The sequence below is a fragment of the Arenimonas caeni genome, assembly GCF_003024235.1.
Classification (GTDB): domain Bacteria; phylum Pseudomonadota; class Gammaproteobacteria; order Xanthomonadales; family Xanthomonadaceae; genus Arenimonas; species Arenimonas caeni.
Genome location: NZ_KZ679086.1, coordinates 204639 through 220006 on the forward strand (window position 1 = coordinate 204639; position 15368 = coordinate 220006).

Consider the following 15368-nt stretch of genomic DNA (forward strand, 5'->3'; position numbering starts at 1 on the left):
GGGTATCCGGTAAACTCGGGGCATGAGCGATTCCAGCCCTCCACGCGGCCCCTATCGGGGTCCGCCGTCCCAGCCGCGTGACAAGCGCGAGCGGCAGCGCGACCGCGAGCAGGCGCAGGCCAGCGCGCCGCGCCGCCCTCCTGCGCCGCGCTTCGAGCCCGAGGCCGCGCCGGCCGCCGATCGCGGGCCGCGCGAGCAGCGCCTGTACGGCCTCAACGCCTGCCTGGCGATGTTCCGGCACCGGCCGGGCGACCTGCGCAAGGTGTGGCTGCTCGAGTCGCGCATCCCGCGCCTGAAGGACGTGCTGGCGCACTGCGTGAAGCACCGCATCGGCTACACCGTGGTCGGCGATCAGGACCTGCAGAAGCTCGCCGCCAGCCAGCACCACGAGGGCGTGGTGTTCGGGGTGGTGCCGGCCCCGGAGCAGTCGCTGTCGGACTGGCTGCGCGAACTGCCGCCGGGCCCGGCGCTGGCGCTCTGGCTCGACGGCGTGGGCAACCCGCACAACCTGGGCGCCATCCTGCGTTCGGCCGCACATTTCGGCGTGGCCGGGCTGATGCTGCCCAAGGATTCGGGCCTGGCGCTCTCCGGTGCCGCCGCGCGCGTGGCCGAGGGCGGTGCCGAGGCGGTGCCGCTGGTGCGCCTGGGCCGCGCCGACAACAGCCTGGCCCAGCTGCGTTCGGCGGGTTTCGGCGTGGCCGCCACCGTGGTGCGCGGCGGCCAGCCGCTGTTCGGCACCGCGCTGCCCGAGCGCCTGCTGCTGGTGATGGGCGCCGAGCAGTCGGGCGTCGGCCCGCTGCTGGCCGACGCGGCCGCGCTGCGGCTGGAGATCCCGGGCAGCGGCGCGGTCGAGAGCCTGAACGTCGCCTCGGCCAGTGCGGTCTTCCTGGCCGAGTGGTGGCGCCAGCGCCGGGCGTGAACCGGCAATTCAGGGCCCTCGCGGCATAATCGCCGGCATGGCCATGAACCCAACCAAGCACCTGCTCGCGGCCCTGGCGCTCGCCTGCCTGCTATTGCCGGCCCTGGCGCATGCCGCGCGCACCGAATACGACGTCGACTACCTCGTGCGCTTCCAGCCCGAACAGGGCCAGGCCACGGTGAGCATCCGGCTCACGCCGGGCAGCGGCGAAGTGCGCCGCATGCGCCTGACCATGCCCGAGGACCGCTACCCCGGCGTGTCGGGCGACGGCGAGGTGGTGCGCAAGGGCGACATCGTCACTTGGACCCCGCCGCGCGGCGAGCCGGCACGCCTGCGCTACACCTACCGCATCGACAAGCAGCGCCGCGACGGCGGCTACGACGCGCGCATCACCGGTGACTGGGTGATCGTGCGCGGCGACCACCTGGTCCCGCCGGCCGCGGTGGCCGCCACGCCGGGCGCCGATTCGCGCGCGCGACTGCGCTTCCAGATGCCCAAGGGCTGGACCAATGTCGATACCCCGTTCAAGCGCAGCAGGGACGGCCGCTCCTTCGTGGTGGTCAACCCCGAGCGGCGCTTCGACCGCCCGACCGGCTGGATCATCGCCGGCCAGGTGGGCACCCGCCGCGAGCTGTTCGAGCAGATCGAGATCAGCGTGGCCGGACCCAAGGGCGACGTGGTGCGCCGCAACGACATGCTGGCCTTCTTCAACGGCCTGGTGCCGGAGTTCGAGCAGGCCTGGGGCAAGCTGCCCCCGAAGCTGCTGATCGTCAGCGCCGGCGACCCGATGTGGCGCGGCGGCCTGTCGGGCCCGCGCTCGATGTTCCTGCATGCCGACCGGCCGCTGATCAGCGAGAACGGCACCAGCACGCTGGTGCACGAGATGTTCCACGTCTTCACCCGCATCCGCGGTGCCGAGGGCGACGACTGGATCGCCGAGGGCCTGGCCGAGTTCTATTCGATCGAGCTGATGCGCCGTGCCAACCTGCTGTCCGACTCGCGCGCCGACAAGGCCCAGGAGTGGATGGCCGGGCACGGCCGGTCGGTGAGGACGCTCGACTCCAACCGCTCCAGCGGCCCGCGCACCGCCCGCGCGGTGCAGCTGCTGCGCGAACTCGACGCCGAGCTCCGCGAGGGCACCGATGGCGAGCGCTCGCTCGACGACGTGGTCAAGGCCCTGATCAAGGTCCGCGAGGTCTCCCGCGAAGACCTGCGCGAGCAGGCGGCGAAACTCCTCGGCCGCCCCTCGGAAGTCCTGCAGACCCCGTTGCTGGACTGAAGAAAAGGGGCCTGGGCACCCATCCGTTTCAAACGGACAGGTGCCCAGGCCCCTTGTTCATTCACGGCTGCCGCGGGGGCAGGGTGCCGAAGTCGACGTCGGTTTCGGCGGCCAGCCAGGCCAGCGTGGCGTAGGCGGCGACCTGCTGGTCGAGCGCCTTGGGGTCGATCTTGTCGAGCGTGTCGTTGGCCGTGTGGTGGTAGTCGAAGTAGTCGGTGCCGTCCTGGGCCAGCTGCGCCCAGGTGGCGCCCCGGGCCACGATCGGACCCACGTCCGGACCCGGGCTGCCGCCCTCGCGTTCGGTCACCACGCCCAGCGGCGCCAGCACTTCGCCGATCTTCTCGATCACCGGCCAGGCCGCCGGATCGACGCCCGCGCGCAGCGCATACACGCGACCGGCGCCGAAGTCGCTCTCGGCGCTGAGCTGGTGCGCGGCGATCTCGCCGGCGGTCGCGCGGTTTTCGGCGTAGACCTTGCCGCCGTACAGGCCCTGTTCCTCGTTGGCATAGGCGATCACCCGCACCGTGCGGCGCGGCGCGCGCTCGAGCCGGCCGATCGCCGCGCCCGCCGCCATCGTGATCGCCACGCCGGCGCCGTCGTCGATCGCGCCGGTGCCCAGGTCCCAGGAATCGAGGTGGCCGCCGATGGTGACGACCTCGCCGGGCAGGTCGCGGCCGCGGATCTCGCCGATGACGTTATGCGAGGTGTACTCGCCCGGATGCTCGGCGGCGATGTCCAGCCCCAGCGTGACCGGCTTGCCGCGACGGATCATGTTCACCAGCAGGTCGGCGTCCGGATTGGACATCGCGGCCGCCGGGATGCGCGGCACGCCTTCGTCGTAGCGCATGGTGCCGGTGTGGGCGAAGCGGTCGGAGTTGGTGCTGATCGAACGGATCACCACGGCCACCGCGCCCTTCTTCGCTGCTTCGACGGCGCCGCGGCTGCGCGCGCCCACGGCCGGGCCGTAACCGCGGCCGTCCTTGAAGCGCACCATGCGGTTGCTGATGAAGGCGATCTTGCCTTCGAGGCTGCCGGCCGGCGCGGCCTGCAGCGCGGCCAGGTCGGCGAACTCCACCACTTCGGCCTCGAGCCGGCCGTCGGTGCCGACGCTGCCGCCGAGCGCGGTGATCACCAGCGGCTGCGGGTAGGGCGCCACGACCTCGGCGCGCTCGTGGCCGCGCAGCCAGACCGGGAAGGTCACCGGCTCGAGCCAGACGCGGTCGAAGCCCAGCGACTCGAACTTCGCCTTGGCCCACTGCACCGCCGCGGCGTCGGCCGGCGTGCCGGCCATGCGCGGGCCGACCTCGGTGGTCAGCGACTCGACGATGTCCCAGGCCTCGGAGCCCTGCATCGCCTGGTCGCGCAGGCCGGCGGCCACGGCCAGGTCGCCGGCGTCCAGGCCGGTGGCGTCATTGGCGAGGGCCGGCAGCGCGGCGAACAGGGACAGGGCAAGCAGGTGTCGGGCAAGGCGCATCGGGGTCTCCTTCAAGGCGACGCCGGCCACGGGGGCCGGCGCCGGGTTTGCATCCTTGCGATCAGCGCGACTTGAGCGCGTCGCGGATCTCGGTGAGCAGCTTCACTTCATCGCTGGGCTCCGGCGGGGCCGCCGGGGCGGCATCCTGCTTGCGCTTGAGCGAATTGATCACCTTCACGGCCACGAAGATGGCGAAGGCGATGATCAGGAAGTCCACCACGGTCTGTACGAAGGCACCGTACTTGACCAGCACCGCCGGCACCTCGGCGCCGGCCGCGTCCACCGTGGCCTCCTTGAGCACGATGGCCAGGTCGCTGAAGTCGACGCCGCCGACGATGTAGCCCACCGCCGGCATGATGATGTCGTTCACCAGCGAGGCGACGATCTTGCCGAAGGCCGCGCCGATCACCACGCCGACCGCGAGGTCGACGACGTTGCCGCGCATTGCGAATTCCTTGAACTCCGACAGCATGCCCATGCGATGGACCTCCCAGGTGTGGATGGGAACAGCGAACCCGAATCTACAACGCCCGGGCCTCAGGTGATACTGCCCTCGAGCTCGACCAGGCCCTCGATGCCGGCATGGAAGCGGTCGCCCTGCGCCAGCGCCGCGACGCCCGCGGGCGTGCCCATGAAGACCAGGTCGCCGGCCTTGAGCGCGAACAGCTTCGAGAGCGCATGGATGACCTCGGCCACCGGGAACACCATCTCGCCCAGGGCAGCGCCCTGGCGCGGCTGGCCGTTGACCTCCAGCCACAGCCGGCGCGCGGCCAGGTCGCCGGCCTGGGCGGCCGGCACCAGCTCGCTGCAGGGTGCGGAATGGTCGAAGCCCTTGGCGGTGTCCCAGGGCAGGCCGCCGGCCTTGGCCTTGGCCTGCAGGTCGCGCCGGGTCAGGTCCAGGCCCACGCCGTAGCCGAACACCAGCGCGCCGGCGCCATCGACCGGCACCACGCCGTCGGCGTCGCGGCCCAGGGCCACCACCAGCTCCACTTCATGGTGGAGCTCCTGCGTGCCGGGCGGATAGGGCACCGCGCCGCCGCCGGCGACGACGGCATCGCCGGGCTTCATGAAGAACACCGGGTTGCCGCGGTCCACGCTCGCGCCCATCTCCCGGGCGTGGTCGGCGAAGTTGCGCCCGACGCAGTAGATGCGGCGCACGGGAAAGGCGCCACCGCCGCGCACGGGCAGCAGGGTGGGGGCGGGGACGGGAATGACGGTCTGGCTCATGCGGGGCTCCTGCGGCAAGCCCCTATTGTGCAGGGGCGCCTTCAGGCCCGGAAAGCCCGGTCGCGCGCGGAGGCGCGGCTATCGAGGTTCAGCGAAGGCCGAGCGGCGGGTGGTTTTCGCGGACCCGGGTGAATTCACCCTCGATCACGTCCGCATCCACCGGCCGCGACGGCTCGCGGGCCGCGCGCAGCAGGCGCCGCGCGGCGCTGAACAGCAGCATGCCCAGGCCGATCGCCAGGCCGAACACCACCAGCACCAGCAGCAGCGCCAGACCCAGGAGGCCGACCAGAACGCGCAGGAGCGGGTTCCTCGGCTTCGAGGGGCAGTAGCTGAACATGCGGCGGAAAAAGACGGTCATTCGGCGGCGTGGCAAACTTCGGGACCCGGAGTATGGCGAGGCGCCGCGTGGAAAGTGTAAGTGGATCGTTAATCCGCCTGGCCGACTGGCCGCCGGAAGGCCTGTCGGAAACCGAGGTCGAACTCGACGGCGAGCTGCAGTCGCTGGTGCTGCTGCGCGAGGGCGAGGTGCTGAAGGCCTGGCTGAACATCTGCCCGCATGCCGGTCGTCGGCTCGACTGGGCGCCCGGCAAGTTCCTGGTCGACAAGGGCCGCCTGGTCTGCGCCGCGCACGGCGCCAGCTTCGAACTCGGACGGGGTGAATGCGTCGCCGGTCCCTGCCGCGGCGCGTCGCTCACGCCGGTGCAGGTCGTGGTCGGCTAGAACATCAGGTTCACGACCAGCAGCACCACCGCCAGGTAGACGAGGGTGAGCGGCGCGCCGGTGCGCCACAGGTCGCGCGTGCTGTAACCGGCCGGGCCGGTGACCATCGCCAGCACCGGGTTGGAGACCGACAGGAAGTTGTTGGCGGCCGACAGCGCCACGATCAGCGCGAAGGCCACCGGGTTGCCCTGCACCGCCAGCGCCACGTTGATGGCCATCGGCACCACCACGACCGTGGCGCCGACGTTGCCGATGACCAGCGCGAAGGCCGTGGCCAGCAGGCCGACGGCCGCTTCCAGCACCCACACCGGCACGTCGCTGCCGATCCGCTCGAGGACCTGCTGGGCGATCCACGCCGCGGCACCGGTGGAGTCCATCGCCCAGCCCAGCGGGATCAGGCAGGCCATCAGGAACACCGTCTTCCAGTTCACGGCCGAGTAGGCCTCGTCCATGTGCAGCACGCCGGTGAGCATCATCGCGGCGGCGCCGGTCATCAGCGCCACCGGCACCGGCACCAGGGTCGAGAGCGCAAGCGCCATCGCGCCCACGAACACGCCCAGCGCCCACCACAGCTTCTGCGGCCGGTGCTCGCCCTTGGGGTAGTCGGTGACGACGACGAAGTCGCGGCTTTCGCTGGCCTGGGCCAGGTCGGTCCAGATGCTGTGGAAGACCAGCATGTCGCCGGCCTTGAGCGGCATCTTGCGGATGTCCTCGCGCCAGACCTGGTTGTCGCGGTTGATCGCCAGCAGGCTGATGCCGAAGCGCTTGCGCAGCTGCAGCTGCGCCTGCGCCTTGCCGATGAAGGCCGAGGTCGGCGGGATCACCGCCTCGGAAATGCCCGAGCGGCTGGGGTTGAACAGGTCGGCGAAGTGGCGCAGGCGCGCCGACATGCGCAGCAGGTTCTTCTGGGCGTAGTCCTGGATCGCCTCGCGCGGGCCCATCACGCCCAGCACGCTGCCGACCCAGATCATCTGGTCGGCCGGCGGCGCCAGCCGCGCCTCGTTGCCACTGAGCAGGGCCAGCAGCAGCGGCGCGTCGCGCTGGGCCTCGGCCTCGCCCACGCTCATGCCCACCAGCGGGCTCTCGGCGGTGACGGTGAGCTCGTACACGTCGCCATCGATGCCGTAGGCGCGCGCGAAGTAGCTCTGGGTGCGGCTCGGCGCCACGCCCTTGTCCTCGGACTTGGCGAACCAGCGGTGGCCCAGCCAGCGGTAGAAACCCAGGCCCACCAGCAGCAGGCAGATGCCGACCGGCAGGGGGGCGAACATCTCCAGCGGCTCGAGCGTGGCCACGCCCGAGGGCAGGTTGCGGTTGGCGGCCACCAGCAGGTCGTTGAGCAGCATCAGCGGCGAGTTGCCGATCATGGTCAGGCCGCCGCCCATCACGATGGCCGCGGCCACCGGCAGCAGCAGGCGCGCCAGGCTGATGCCGGTGCGGCCCGACAGGCGCGAGGCCACGGGCAGGAACAGCGCCATCACCGACGGGTTCTGCATGAAGCCCGACATCAGGCCGGCCATGGCCGAGGTGAGCAGGATCAGCCGCTCCTCCATGCCCTTGGACACGCGCAGCAGCCACACCGCCACCCGGTTGAGCGCGCCGGTGCGGTCGAGCCCGGCGCCGAGGATCATGGTGGCGATGACGGCGATCACCGCGTTGCCCGAGAAGCCGTCGAAGAGCTGGTTGGCCGGCACCTGTCCGGTCAGGCCCAGCGCCACCAGCACGATCAGGGCGGTGGCGTCGGCGCGGATGCGCTCGATCATGAACATCACGATGGTGAAGCCGACCAGCCCCAGCACGATCATCATGTCGCGGGTCAGGACCAGGCTGGTGTCCATGCGTGGGCGGTCTCCTCAGGTGCGGTCGTAGAGGAGATCCCAGACGCCGTGGCCCAGCTTCAGGCCGCGGGTCTCGAAGTGCGTTTGCCGCCGCCACTCGGGCCGCGGCATCGTGCCGCGCGGCCCCGCGCGGTTGCGCAGGCGCGGCTCGGCGTCGAGCACGTCCCACAGGTGCTCGGCGTAGTTTTCCCAGTCGGTGGCCAGGTGCAGCAGGCCGCCCGGCCTGAGGCGCTGGCAGAGCAGGTCCACGAAGGCGGGCTGCACCAGCCGGCGCTTGTGGTGGCGCTTCTTGTGCCAGGGGTCGGGGAAGTAGATGCGCACCTCGTCCAGCGAGCCCGGTGCCACGTCGTCACGCAGCACCTCGACGGCGTCATGCTGGTAGACACGCAGGTTGCGCAGGCCGGCGGCCGCGGCGGCGTTGAGCAGGCGGCCGACGCCGGGGCCGTGCACCTCGATGCCGATGAAGTCGCGGCCGGGTTCGCGTTCGCAGGCGTACAGCAGCTGCTCGCCATTGCCGAAGCCGATCTCGACCACGCGCGGCGCGCTGCGGCCGAACACGGCGTCGAAGTCGCGCGGCTGGCCGGCGTGTTCAAGCCCGTAGGCCGGCCAGTGCAGCTCGAAGGCGCGCTTCTGCGCTTCGGTCTGCCGGCCCTGGCGCAGCACGAAGCTGCGGATCGGGCGGTGCCTGGCGGAGGCTTCCGGGGCGGCGTCGTCCTGGCGGTCGCTCATGCCCGGGCCCCCGTCAGAGGAAGTGCCCATCCAGGGGCGAGGAGGCGCTGGCGTTGCGCTTTTTCGGGATGCGTCCGGCCAGGAAGGCTTCGCGGCCGGCCTTGACCGCCTTGCGCATGGCGCTGGCCATCAGCACCGGATCCTTCGCGCCGGCGATGGCGGTGTTCATCAGCACGCCGTCGCAGCCCAGCTCCATGGCGATGGCGGCGTCGGAGGCGGTGCCCACGCCGGCGTCCACCAGCACCGGCACCCTGGCGTTCTCGACGATCTCCAGGATCGACCAGCGGTTCTGCACGCCCAGGCCCGAACCGATCGGCGCGGCCAGCGGCATCACCGCCACGCAGCCGATTTCCTCGAGCCGCTTGGCGAGGATGGGGTCGTCGGAGGTGTAGACCATCACCTCGAAGCCGTCGGCGACCAGGATCTCGGCGGCCTTGAGCGTCTGCACCACGTCCGGGTAGAGCGTCTTCTGGTCGCCCAGCACCTCGAGCTTCACCAGCGAGTGGCCGTCGAGCAGCTCGCGGGCCAGCCGGCAGGTGCGCACCGCGTCGTCGGCGGTGTAGCAGCCGGCCGTGTTGGGCAGGATGGTGTAGCGGTCCGGCGGCAGCACGTCGAGCAGGTTCGGCTCGCCGGGGTTCTGGCCGATGTTCGTGCGGCGGATGGCCACGGTGACGATCTCGGCGCCGGCGGCCTCGGTGGCGCGGCGGGTCTCGTCGAGGTCCTTGAACTTCCCGGTGCCGGTGAGCAGCCGGGAACGATAGGTTTTGCCGGCGATCACGAGCGGATCGGCGGGCCGGGTTTCGGGGGCGCGGGTCATGCGGCGATTATGGCCCGTTTCGCCGGGCGGGTTAACCCTTTCTTAAGCCCCGTTAAGCCGGTTCTCACCCACCGCCGATGGCGTGGATGATCTCGACGCGGTCGCCCTCGGCCAGCACGTGCTCGCCGTGGCGGCTGCGCGGCACCACTTCCTGGTTCACTTCGACGGCGACCTTGCGGCCGCCCAGGCCGAGCTGGTCGAGCAGGGTGGCGACGGTGGCGCCGGCCGCCGCGGCGTGGTCATGGCCGTTGAGCACGATCTTCATGCCGCCATTGTAGCGCCGGGCCGCGATTGCGGCCGCGGCCGCGGCGCCGGCATAATCCGGGACGAAGGCGGGTGTAGTTCAATGGTAGAACTGCAGCTTCCCAAGCTGCTAACGTGGGTTCGATTCCCATCACCCGCTCCAACCATCCCAAGCCATGAGCCAGAACGCCGCCGCTGACGTGGTGATTGTCGGGGGCGGCCTGGCAGGCATAGCGACGGCCCTTGAATCGCTTCGCGCCGGCCTGTCGGTGGTGCTCGTCGACCGCGACGCGCCCCATCGCCTCGGCGGCCTGGCCCGCTGGGCCTTCGGCGGCATGGCCCTGGTGGGCACGCCGCTGCAGCGGCGGGCCAGCATCCTCGACACCCCCGAGATCGCCCTGCGCGACTGGCTGTCCTTCGGCGAACTCGATCCCGGCGACCACTGGTCGCTGGCCTGGGCCCGGCATTACGTCGAACGCAGCTGCCCGGACGTGCACGACTGGCTGCGCGCCGAAGGCCTGTCCTTCCTGCCGGCGGTGAACTGGGTCGAACGCGGCCGCCGGGGCGAAGGCAATTCCGTGCCGCGTTACCACGTGCTCTGGGGCACCGGGCAGGCCCTGGTCGAGGTGCTGGCCCGGTCCATGCACGAGGCGGGGCGCGGCGGCCGCCTGCGCCTGCTGCACCGGCACCGCGTGCTGGGTCTGGAGCAGCAGGGCGGGCGCGTCACCGGCGTGCAGGCCCTGGATGAAGCCAGCGGCGAGTCGCTGCGGCTTGATGCCGGCGCGGTGGTGCTGGCCGTGGGCGGCATCAACGGCAGCCTCGACGGCTGCCGCAAGCACTGGCCACCCGGCCGGCCGATGCCGGCGCGCATGCTCAACGGCGCGCATCCTTACTCCGATGGCCTGCTGCACGAGCGGGTGGCGGGCGAGCTGGGCGGGCAGGTCGTCAACGCCGGCGAAATGTGGAACTACGCCGCCGGCATCACCCATCCGTTCCCGCATTTCCCCGGGCACGGGCTGTCCACCATTCCCTGCAAGTCGGCGCTGTGGCTCGACCACCGCGGCGAGCGCATCGGCCCCGAGCCGCTGGTCACCGGGTTCGACACGCACTGGCTGTGCCAGCGCGTCGCCGAACAGGAAAAGCCCTGGACCTGGCACCTGCTCAACCGCCGCATCGCCCTGCGCGAGTTCGCCATTTCCGGCTCCGAACACAATCCGCGCATCCGCGACCGGCAGTTCCTGCGTTTCGTCTTCGAGACGCTCGCCGGCAACCGCCGGCTGGTGGCGCAGATGGCGAGCGAGTGCGACGACTTCCTGGTCGACGACACGCTGGCCGGGCTGGCGGCGAAGATGAACGCGCTCACCTGCACGCACGACATCGACGCCGCGCGGCTGCAGGCCACAGCCGACGCCTTCGACGCGAACTTCGCGCCGGGCCGCTCGCCGGCGGACGACGAGCAGGTGCGGCGCATCGAGCAGGCCCGGCAGTGGCGGCCGGACCGCCTGCGCACCTGCCGCCCGGCGCCGCTGCAAAAGCCGGGCGCGGGGCCCTTCATCGCCATCCGCCTGCAGCTGATCACGCGCAAGAGCCTCGGCGGCCTGCGCACCGACCTGTCGAGCCGCGTGCTCGGCGCCGACGGCCAGCCCGTGCCCGGCCTCTACTGCGTGGGCGAGGCGGCGGGCTTTGGCGGCGGCGGCTCGAACGGCAGGCGCTCGCTCGAGGGCACCTTCCTGCCGGGCTGCATCCTGACCGCGCGTGCGGCCGCCCGCGCGCTGGCCGACGGGGGCTGAGCGATGGCTTATCCGGTCACTGCCGGCGACCACCACGCGATGGCGCGCCGGCGCCTGCCGCGCTTCCTGGCCGACTACCTCGACGGCGGCGCCGGGGCCGAGCAGACGCTGGCGGCCAACGGCGCCGCCTGGGCCGGCTTCGCCATCCGCCAGCGCGTGCTGTTGGACGTGCAGGCGGTGGACACCGCCACCAGCCTGCTGGGCGAAAGCTGCCGGATGCCGCTGGCGCTGGCGCCGGTCGGCCTGGCCGGCATGCTGGCGCGTCGCGGCGAGGCCCAGGCGGCACGGGCCGCCCGGGCGGCCGGCGTGCCTTTCACGCTCTCGACGGTGGGCATCTGCGGGCTGGGCGAAGTGGCCGCGGCCGCCGGCGTCGCGCCCTGGTTCCAGCTGTACATGCTGCGCGACCGCGGCGTGGTGGCGGCGCTGCTCGAGGACGCCTGGGCCGCGGGCAGCCGCAGCCTGGTGTTCACGGTCGACCTGCCCATGCCCGGCCCGCGCCATCGCGACGTGCGCAACGGCCTGGGCCTGCCCGGCGCCGGCCCCAAGCTGCTGCGCCTGCGCCAGCTGCTGGCGCGGCCGGGCTGGATCGCGCGCGTGGGCCTGGGCGGCAAGCCGCACGGCTTCGGCAGCCTGGGCGCGCACGTCCCGGGTGCGCGCAACCTCGACGCCTTCAAGGCCTGGGTCGACGCCCAGTTCGATCCTTCCGTCACCTGGGCCGACATCGACTGGCTGCGCGCGCGCTGGCGCGGCAAGCTCGTCATCAAGGGCCTGCTCGACCCGGCCGACGCCGAGGCCGCGGTGGCCGCCGGCGCCGACGGCATCGTGGTGTCCAACCACGGCGGCCGCCAGCTCGACGGCGCCGCCGCCACCGCCACGCGGCTGCCTGCGCTCGCCGCCGCGGTGGCCGGGCGTGCCGAAGTACTGGTCGATGGTGGCCTGCGCTCGGGCGTGGACGTCTTCCGTGCGCTGGCGCTGGGCGCCCGCGGCGTGCTCGCGGGCCGGCCCTGGGCCTGGGCGCTGGCCTCCGGCGGCGAGGCGGCGGTGCAGGCGCTGCTCGGGACCTGGCAGCGCGAACTGGCCGTCACCATGGCGCTGGCCGGCGTCACCCGGGTCGCCGACATCGGCCCGCAACACATCGACCGCGGCTGACCGCCGCCACCACCACGGAGCCCCCGAGATGGCCAATGGCGCACAAGCCCTGATGAAGACCCTCGCCGATGCCGGCGTCGAAGTCTGTTTCAGCAACCCGGGCACCAGCGAGATGCATTTCGTCGCCGCGCTCGACAGCGAGCCGCGCATGCGCGCCGTGCTCGCCCTGTTCGAAGGCGTGGCCACCGGCGCGGCCGACGGCTATGCCCGCATGGCCGGCAAGCCCGCCGCCACCCTGCTGCACCTGGGCTGCGGCCTGGGCAATGGCCTGGCCAACCTGCACAACGCCCGCAAGGGGCGGGTGCCGGTGCTCAACATCGTCGGCGACCACGCCACCTACCACATGCCGCTCGACGCCCAGCTGCAGTCGGACATCGAAACCGTGGCGCGCAATGTCTCGCCGGGCTTCGTGCGCACCTCGATGCGCACCGAAGACCTGAGCCGCGACGCGGTGGATGCGCTGGTGGCCGCGCGCGGGCTGCCCGGCCAGGTCGCCACGCTGATCCTGCCGGCCGACGTGTCCTGGGGCGAGGGCGCCACGCCCTGCGCGCCGCCGCCGCCCGCCACGCCGACGGCGGCCGATGCCGCCGTGGTGGAGGACGTGGCGGGCGTGCTGCGCTCGGGCGCGAAGGTGGCGCTGCTGCTGGGCGGCCACGCGCTGCGCGAAGCCGGCCTGGAGGCCGCCGGCCGCATCGCGGCCAGGACCGGCGCGAAGCTGCTGGCCGAAGTCTTCCCGACCCGGCTCGAGCGCGGCGCCGGGCTGCCGCCGGTCGAGCGCGTGGCCTACCTGGCCGAACTGGCGGGCGTGCAGCTCGGGCAGTTCGAGCATCTGGTGCTGGTGGACGCGAAGACGCCGGTGTCCTTCTTCGCCTACCCCGGCAAGGCCAGCGAACTCGTGCCGCCGGGCTGCCGCGTGCATACGCTCTCGCGCCACGACCAGGACGCGGTGGCCAGCCTCGGGGCCCTGGTGGCCGCGCTGGGCGCGGGCGATGCCGAACCCGTCCGCCAGCCCGCGTCGCGGCCGCCGCGCCCGCGCGGCAAGCTCACTGCCGCCAAGGTCTGCAAGGCGGTGGGGCACCTGCTGCCGGACCGGGCCATCGTCGTCGACGAGGCGATCACCTCGGGCCTGATGCTCGGGATGATGACCGCGGGCGCGCCGCGCCACGACCTGATCACCCTCACCGGCGGCGCGATCGGCCAGGGCCTGCCCAGCGCCGTCGGCGCGGCGATCGCCTGCCCGGACCGCAAGGTGGTGGCGCTGATCGGCGACGGCACCGCCATGTACACCATCCAGGCCCTGTGGACGATGGCGCGCGAGAACCTGGACGTGACCGCCATCGTCTTCAACAACGCCTCGTATTCGGTGCTCAACGTCGAGCTCGAGCGCGTGGGTGCCGAGCGCATCGGGCCCAAGGCGCGTTCGCAGCTCGACATCGGCGGGCCGGGCCTGGATTTCGCCCGGCTGGCCCAGGGGATGGGCGTGCACGCCGTGCGCACCGATACCGCCGAGGCCTTCTGCCACGCCTTCGAGTACGCGCTCGACGCGCCCGGGCCGCACCTGATCGATGCCGTGGTGCCGGAGTCGCTGGGCGGCGCCAAGCGCCGCATCCTGCCCTGGCTGCTGCGCAGCCTCCCCAGCCTGCCGCCCGGCCTGGCGCTGGCGCTCAAGCGCAAACTGGCGCCGTGATCACCCTGGGCTGGCGCGAATGGCTGGAGCTGCCGGAACTCGGCATCACGGCCGTGCGCGCGAAGGTGGACACCGGTGCGCGCAGTTCCTCGCTGCACGTCGAGTCGCAGCAGACCTTCGAGCGCGACGGCGCGGAGTGGGTTCGCTTCGAACTCGACACCGGCCGCTACCGCGCCCCGCTGGCCTTCGCCGAGGCGCCGGTGCTCGAGCGCCGGAAGGTCACCGACTCCGGCGGCCACAGCACCGAGCGCATCTTCATCCGCACGCGCATGCGCCTGGCCGGCCGGGACTGGCCGGCCGAGGTGAACCTGGCGCCGCGCCGCAACATGCTCTTCCCGATGCTGCTGGGGCGCACCGCGCTGGCCGGACGCTTCGTGGTCGACCCTTCCGCCTCCTTCCTTCTGGGCGAACCGCCCCCGGACACCGACGCTTGAAACTCGCCATCCTCTCCCGCAATGCCAAGCTCTACTCGACCCAGCGCCTGGTCGAAGCCGCCCGCGAGCGCGGCCACACCGTGCGCGTGCTCGACCCGCTGCGCTGCTACATGGCCATCGAACCCGGCCGCTTCCAGATGCACTACAAGGGCAAGGCCCTGACCGACGTGGACGCGGTGATCCCGCGCATCGGCGCCTCGATCAGCTTCTACGGCACCGCCGTGCTGCGCCAGTTCGAGATGATGGGGTCGTTCAGCCCCAACACGTCCGACGCCATCCTGCGCTCGCGCGATAAGTTGCGCTGCCACCAGATGCTGGCCGGCGAGGGCCTGGGCCTGCCGCTGACGGTGTTCGGCGACAACCCCGACGACACCTCCGACCTGCTGGGCATGCTCGGCAAGCCGCCGCACGTGATCAAGCTCAACGAGGGCACGCAGGGCACCGGCGTGATCCTGGCCGAAACCGCCAGCGCTTCGCGCAGCGTCATCGAGGCCTTCCGCGGTCTTTACGCCAACTTCCTGGTCCAGGAGTTCATTTCCGAGGCCAAGGGCGCCGACCTGCGCTGCTTCGTGGTCGGCGACCAGGTGGTGGCGGCCATGCGCCGCCAGGCGGGGGAGGGCGAGTTCCGCTCCAACCTGCACCGGGGCGGCACCGCCAGCCCGGTCGAGCTGAGCCCGGCCGAAACCGACACCGCCCTGCGCGCGGCCCGGGTCATGGGGCTGGGCGTTGCAGGCGTGGACCTTCTGAGGTCGAAATCCGGCCCATTGGTGTTGGAAGTGAACTCTTCCCCGGGCCTGGAAGGCATCGAAGCCGCCTCCGGCGTGGACGTGGCGGGGACGATCATCGATTTCACCGCCGCCGGGGTCCGCCGGCCGCCCAAGCCCCCCCGTCGCCGCCGGTCGGGATTAACCAAAGCCTGAAGCGGATTTAACGAAGACTTAATACCTCCGCGCCTAGGCTTGCTCGGCCGGTAAGCCAGCGGTCCTCCTCGTCAGGCGGCACAGATGGATTACGGCAATCGGGGCAGTAAGCAACCTTTCGGCCCGGGCTCGTCCCGGGCCTTTC

Annotated in this window: 16 protein-coding genes and 1 tRNA gene; 9 read left to right on the forward strand and 8 right to left on the reverse strand. The window is 72.1% G+C overall.

Going from position 1 to position 15368, the window contains the following annotated elements; genetic code table 11:
* The first annotated feature begins 22 nt into the window (after positions 1-22).
* Together C6N40_RS05085 and C6N40_RS05090 are read left to right on the forward strand one after the other, a co-directional pair.
* On the forward strand, positions 23-919 hold the full coding sequence (locus C6N40_RS05085; protein WP_106989924.1) for a TrmH family RNA methyltransferase: 897 nt from the start codon (positions 23-25) through the stop codon (positions 917-919).
* A gap of 37 nt (positions 920-956) precedes the next feature.
* Positions 957-2198 carry a M61 metallopeptidase family protein gene (locus tag C6N40_RS05090; protein ID WP_106989925.1) on the forward strand — a complete coding sequence of 414 codons (1242 nt, stop codon included), beginning with the start codon at positions 957-959 and terminating at the stop codon, positions 2196-2198.
* A 61-nt stretch (positions 2199-2259) separates the two neighbouring features.
* On the opposite strand, the gene C6N40_RS05095 is transcribed toward C6N40_RS05090, so the two are convergent.
* From C6N40_RS05095 to C6N40_RS05110, 4 genes are all read right to left on the reverse strand, one after another.
* Complete coding sequence (locus C6N40_RS05095; protein ID WP_106989998.1) at positions 2260-3672, reverse strand: M28 family peptidase; 1413 nt, start codon at positions 3670-3672, stop codon at positions 2260-2262.
* Between the two features lie 61 nt (positions 3673-3733).
* Positions 3734-4150 (reverse strand): large-conductance mechanosensitive channel protein MscL, encoded by a 417-nt coding sequence (gene mscL, locus C6N40_RS05100; RefSeq protein WP_106989926.1) that lies wholly within the window; start codon positions 4148-4150, stop codon positions 3734-3736.
* 59 nt (positions 4151-4209) lie between these two features.
* Positions 4210-4899: a fumarylacetoacetate hydrolase family protein gene (locus C6N40_RS05105; RefSeq protein WP_106989927.1), complete on the reverse strand. Its 690-nt coding sequence runs from the start codon at positions 4897-4899 to the stop codon at positions 4210-4212.
* A gap of 88 nt (positions 4900-4987) precedes the next feature.
* Complete coding sequence (locus tag C6N40_RS05110) at positions 4988-5257, reverse strand: hypothetical protein (RefSeq protein ID WP_106989928.1); 270 nt, start codon at positions 5255-5257, stop codon at positions 4988-4990.
* Between the two features lie 32 nt (positions 5258-5289).
* On the opposite strand from C6N40_RS05110, the gene C6N40_RS05115 reads away from it, so the two are divergent.
* Complete coding sequence (locus C6N40_RS05115) at positions 5290-5619, forward strand: Rieske (2Fe-2S) protein (protein ID WP_106989929.1); 330 nt, start codon at positions 5290-5292, stop codon at positions 5617-5619.
* On the opposite strand, the gene C6N40_RS05120 is transcribed toward C6N40_RS05115, so the two are convergent.
* The 4 genes from C6N40_RS05120 to thiS form a co-directional block, all read right to left on the reverse strand.
* Positions 5616-7454, reverse strand: coding sequence for an SLC13 family permease (locus C6N40_RS05120; RefSeq protein ID WP_106989930.1), 1839 nt, complete (start codon positions 7452-7454; stop codon positions 5616-5618). The genes C6N40_RS05115 and C6N40_RS05120 overlap by 4 nt on opposite strands.
* Positions 7455-7469: 15 nt before the next feature.
* Positions 7470-8183, reverse strand: coding sequence for a tRNA (guanosine(46)-N7)-methyltransferase TrmB (trmB, locus tag C6N40_RS05125; protein ID WP_106989931.1), 714 nt, complete (start codon positions 8181-8183; stop codon positions 7470-7472).
* Between the two features lie 13 nt (positions 8184-8196).
* Positions 8197-9000: a thiazole synthase gene (locus C6N40_RS05130; protein WP_106989932.1), complete on the reverse strand. Its 804-nt coding sequence runs from the start codon at positions 8998-9000 to the stop codon at positions 8197-8199.
* Positions 9001-9064: 64 nt separating this feature from the next.
* Positions 9065-9265, reverse strand: coding sequence for a sulfur carrier protein ThiS (gene thiS, locus C6N40_RS05135; RefSeq protein ID WP_106989933.1), 201 nt, complete (start codon positions 9263-9265; stop codon positions 9065-9067).
* Positions 9266-9332: 67 nt separating this feature from the next.
* On the opposite strand from thiS, the gene C6N40_RS05140 reads away from it, so the two are divergent.
* From C6N40_RS05140 to rimK, 6 genes are all read left to right on the forward strand, one after another.
* A tRNA-Gly gene (locus tag C6N40_RS05140) sits at positions 9333-9406 on the forward strand.
* A 13-nt stretch (positions 9407-9419) separates the two neighbouring features.
* The gene (locus C6N40_RS05145; RefSeq protein WP_106989934.1) at positions 9420-11033 is read left to right on the forward strand and encodes an FAD-binding dehydrogenase; all 1614 of its coding nucleotides are present in this window, start codon (positions 9420-9422) and stop codon (positions 11031-11033) included.
* 3 nt (positions 11034-11036) lie between these two features.
* A complete protein-coding gene (locus C6N40_RS05150) occupies positions 11037-12182 on the forward strand; it encodes an L-lactate dehydrogenase (protein WP_106989935.1) in 1146 nt (381 codons plus the stop codon).
* 28 nt (positions 12183-12210) lie between these two features.
* Complete coding sequence (locus C6N40_RS05155; RefSeq protein ID WP_106989936.1) at positions 12211-13869, forward strand: acetolactate synthase large subunit; 1659 nt, start codon at positions 12211-12213, stop codon at positions 13867-13869.
* The gene (locus tag C6N40_RS05160) at positions 13866-14303 is read left to right on the forward strand and encodes an ATP-dependent zinc protease family protein (RefSeq protein ID WP_106989937.1); all 438 of its coding nucleotides are present in this window, start codon (positions 13866-13868) and stop codon (positions 14301-14303) included. The genes C6N40_RS05155 and C6N40_RS05160 overlap by 4 nt, the downstream gene beginning before the upstream one ends.
* Positions 14300-15223 carry a 30S ribosomal protein S6--L-glutamate ligase gene (gene rimK, locus C6N40_RS05165; protein WP_106989938.1) on the forward strand — a complete coding sequence of 308 codons (924 nt, stop codon included), beginning with the start codon at positions 14300-14302 and terminating at the stop codon, positions 15221-15223. Before C6N40_RS05160 ends, rimK begins: the two co-directional genes overlap by 4 nt.
* Positions 15224-15368: the final 145 nt, after the last annotated feature.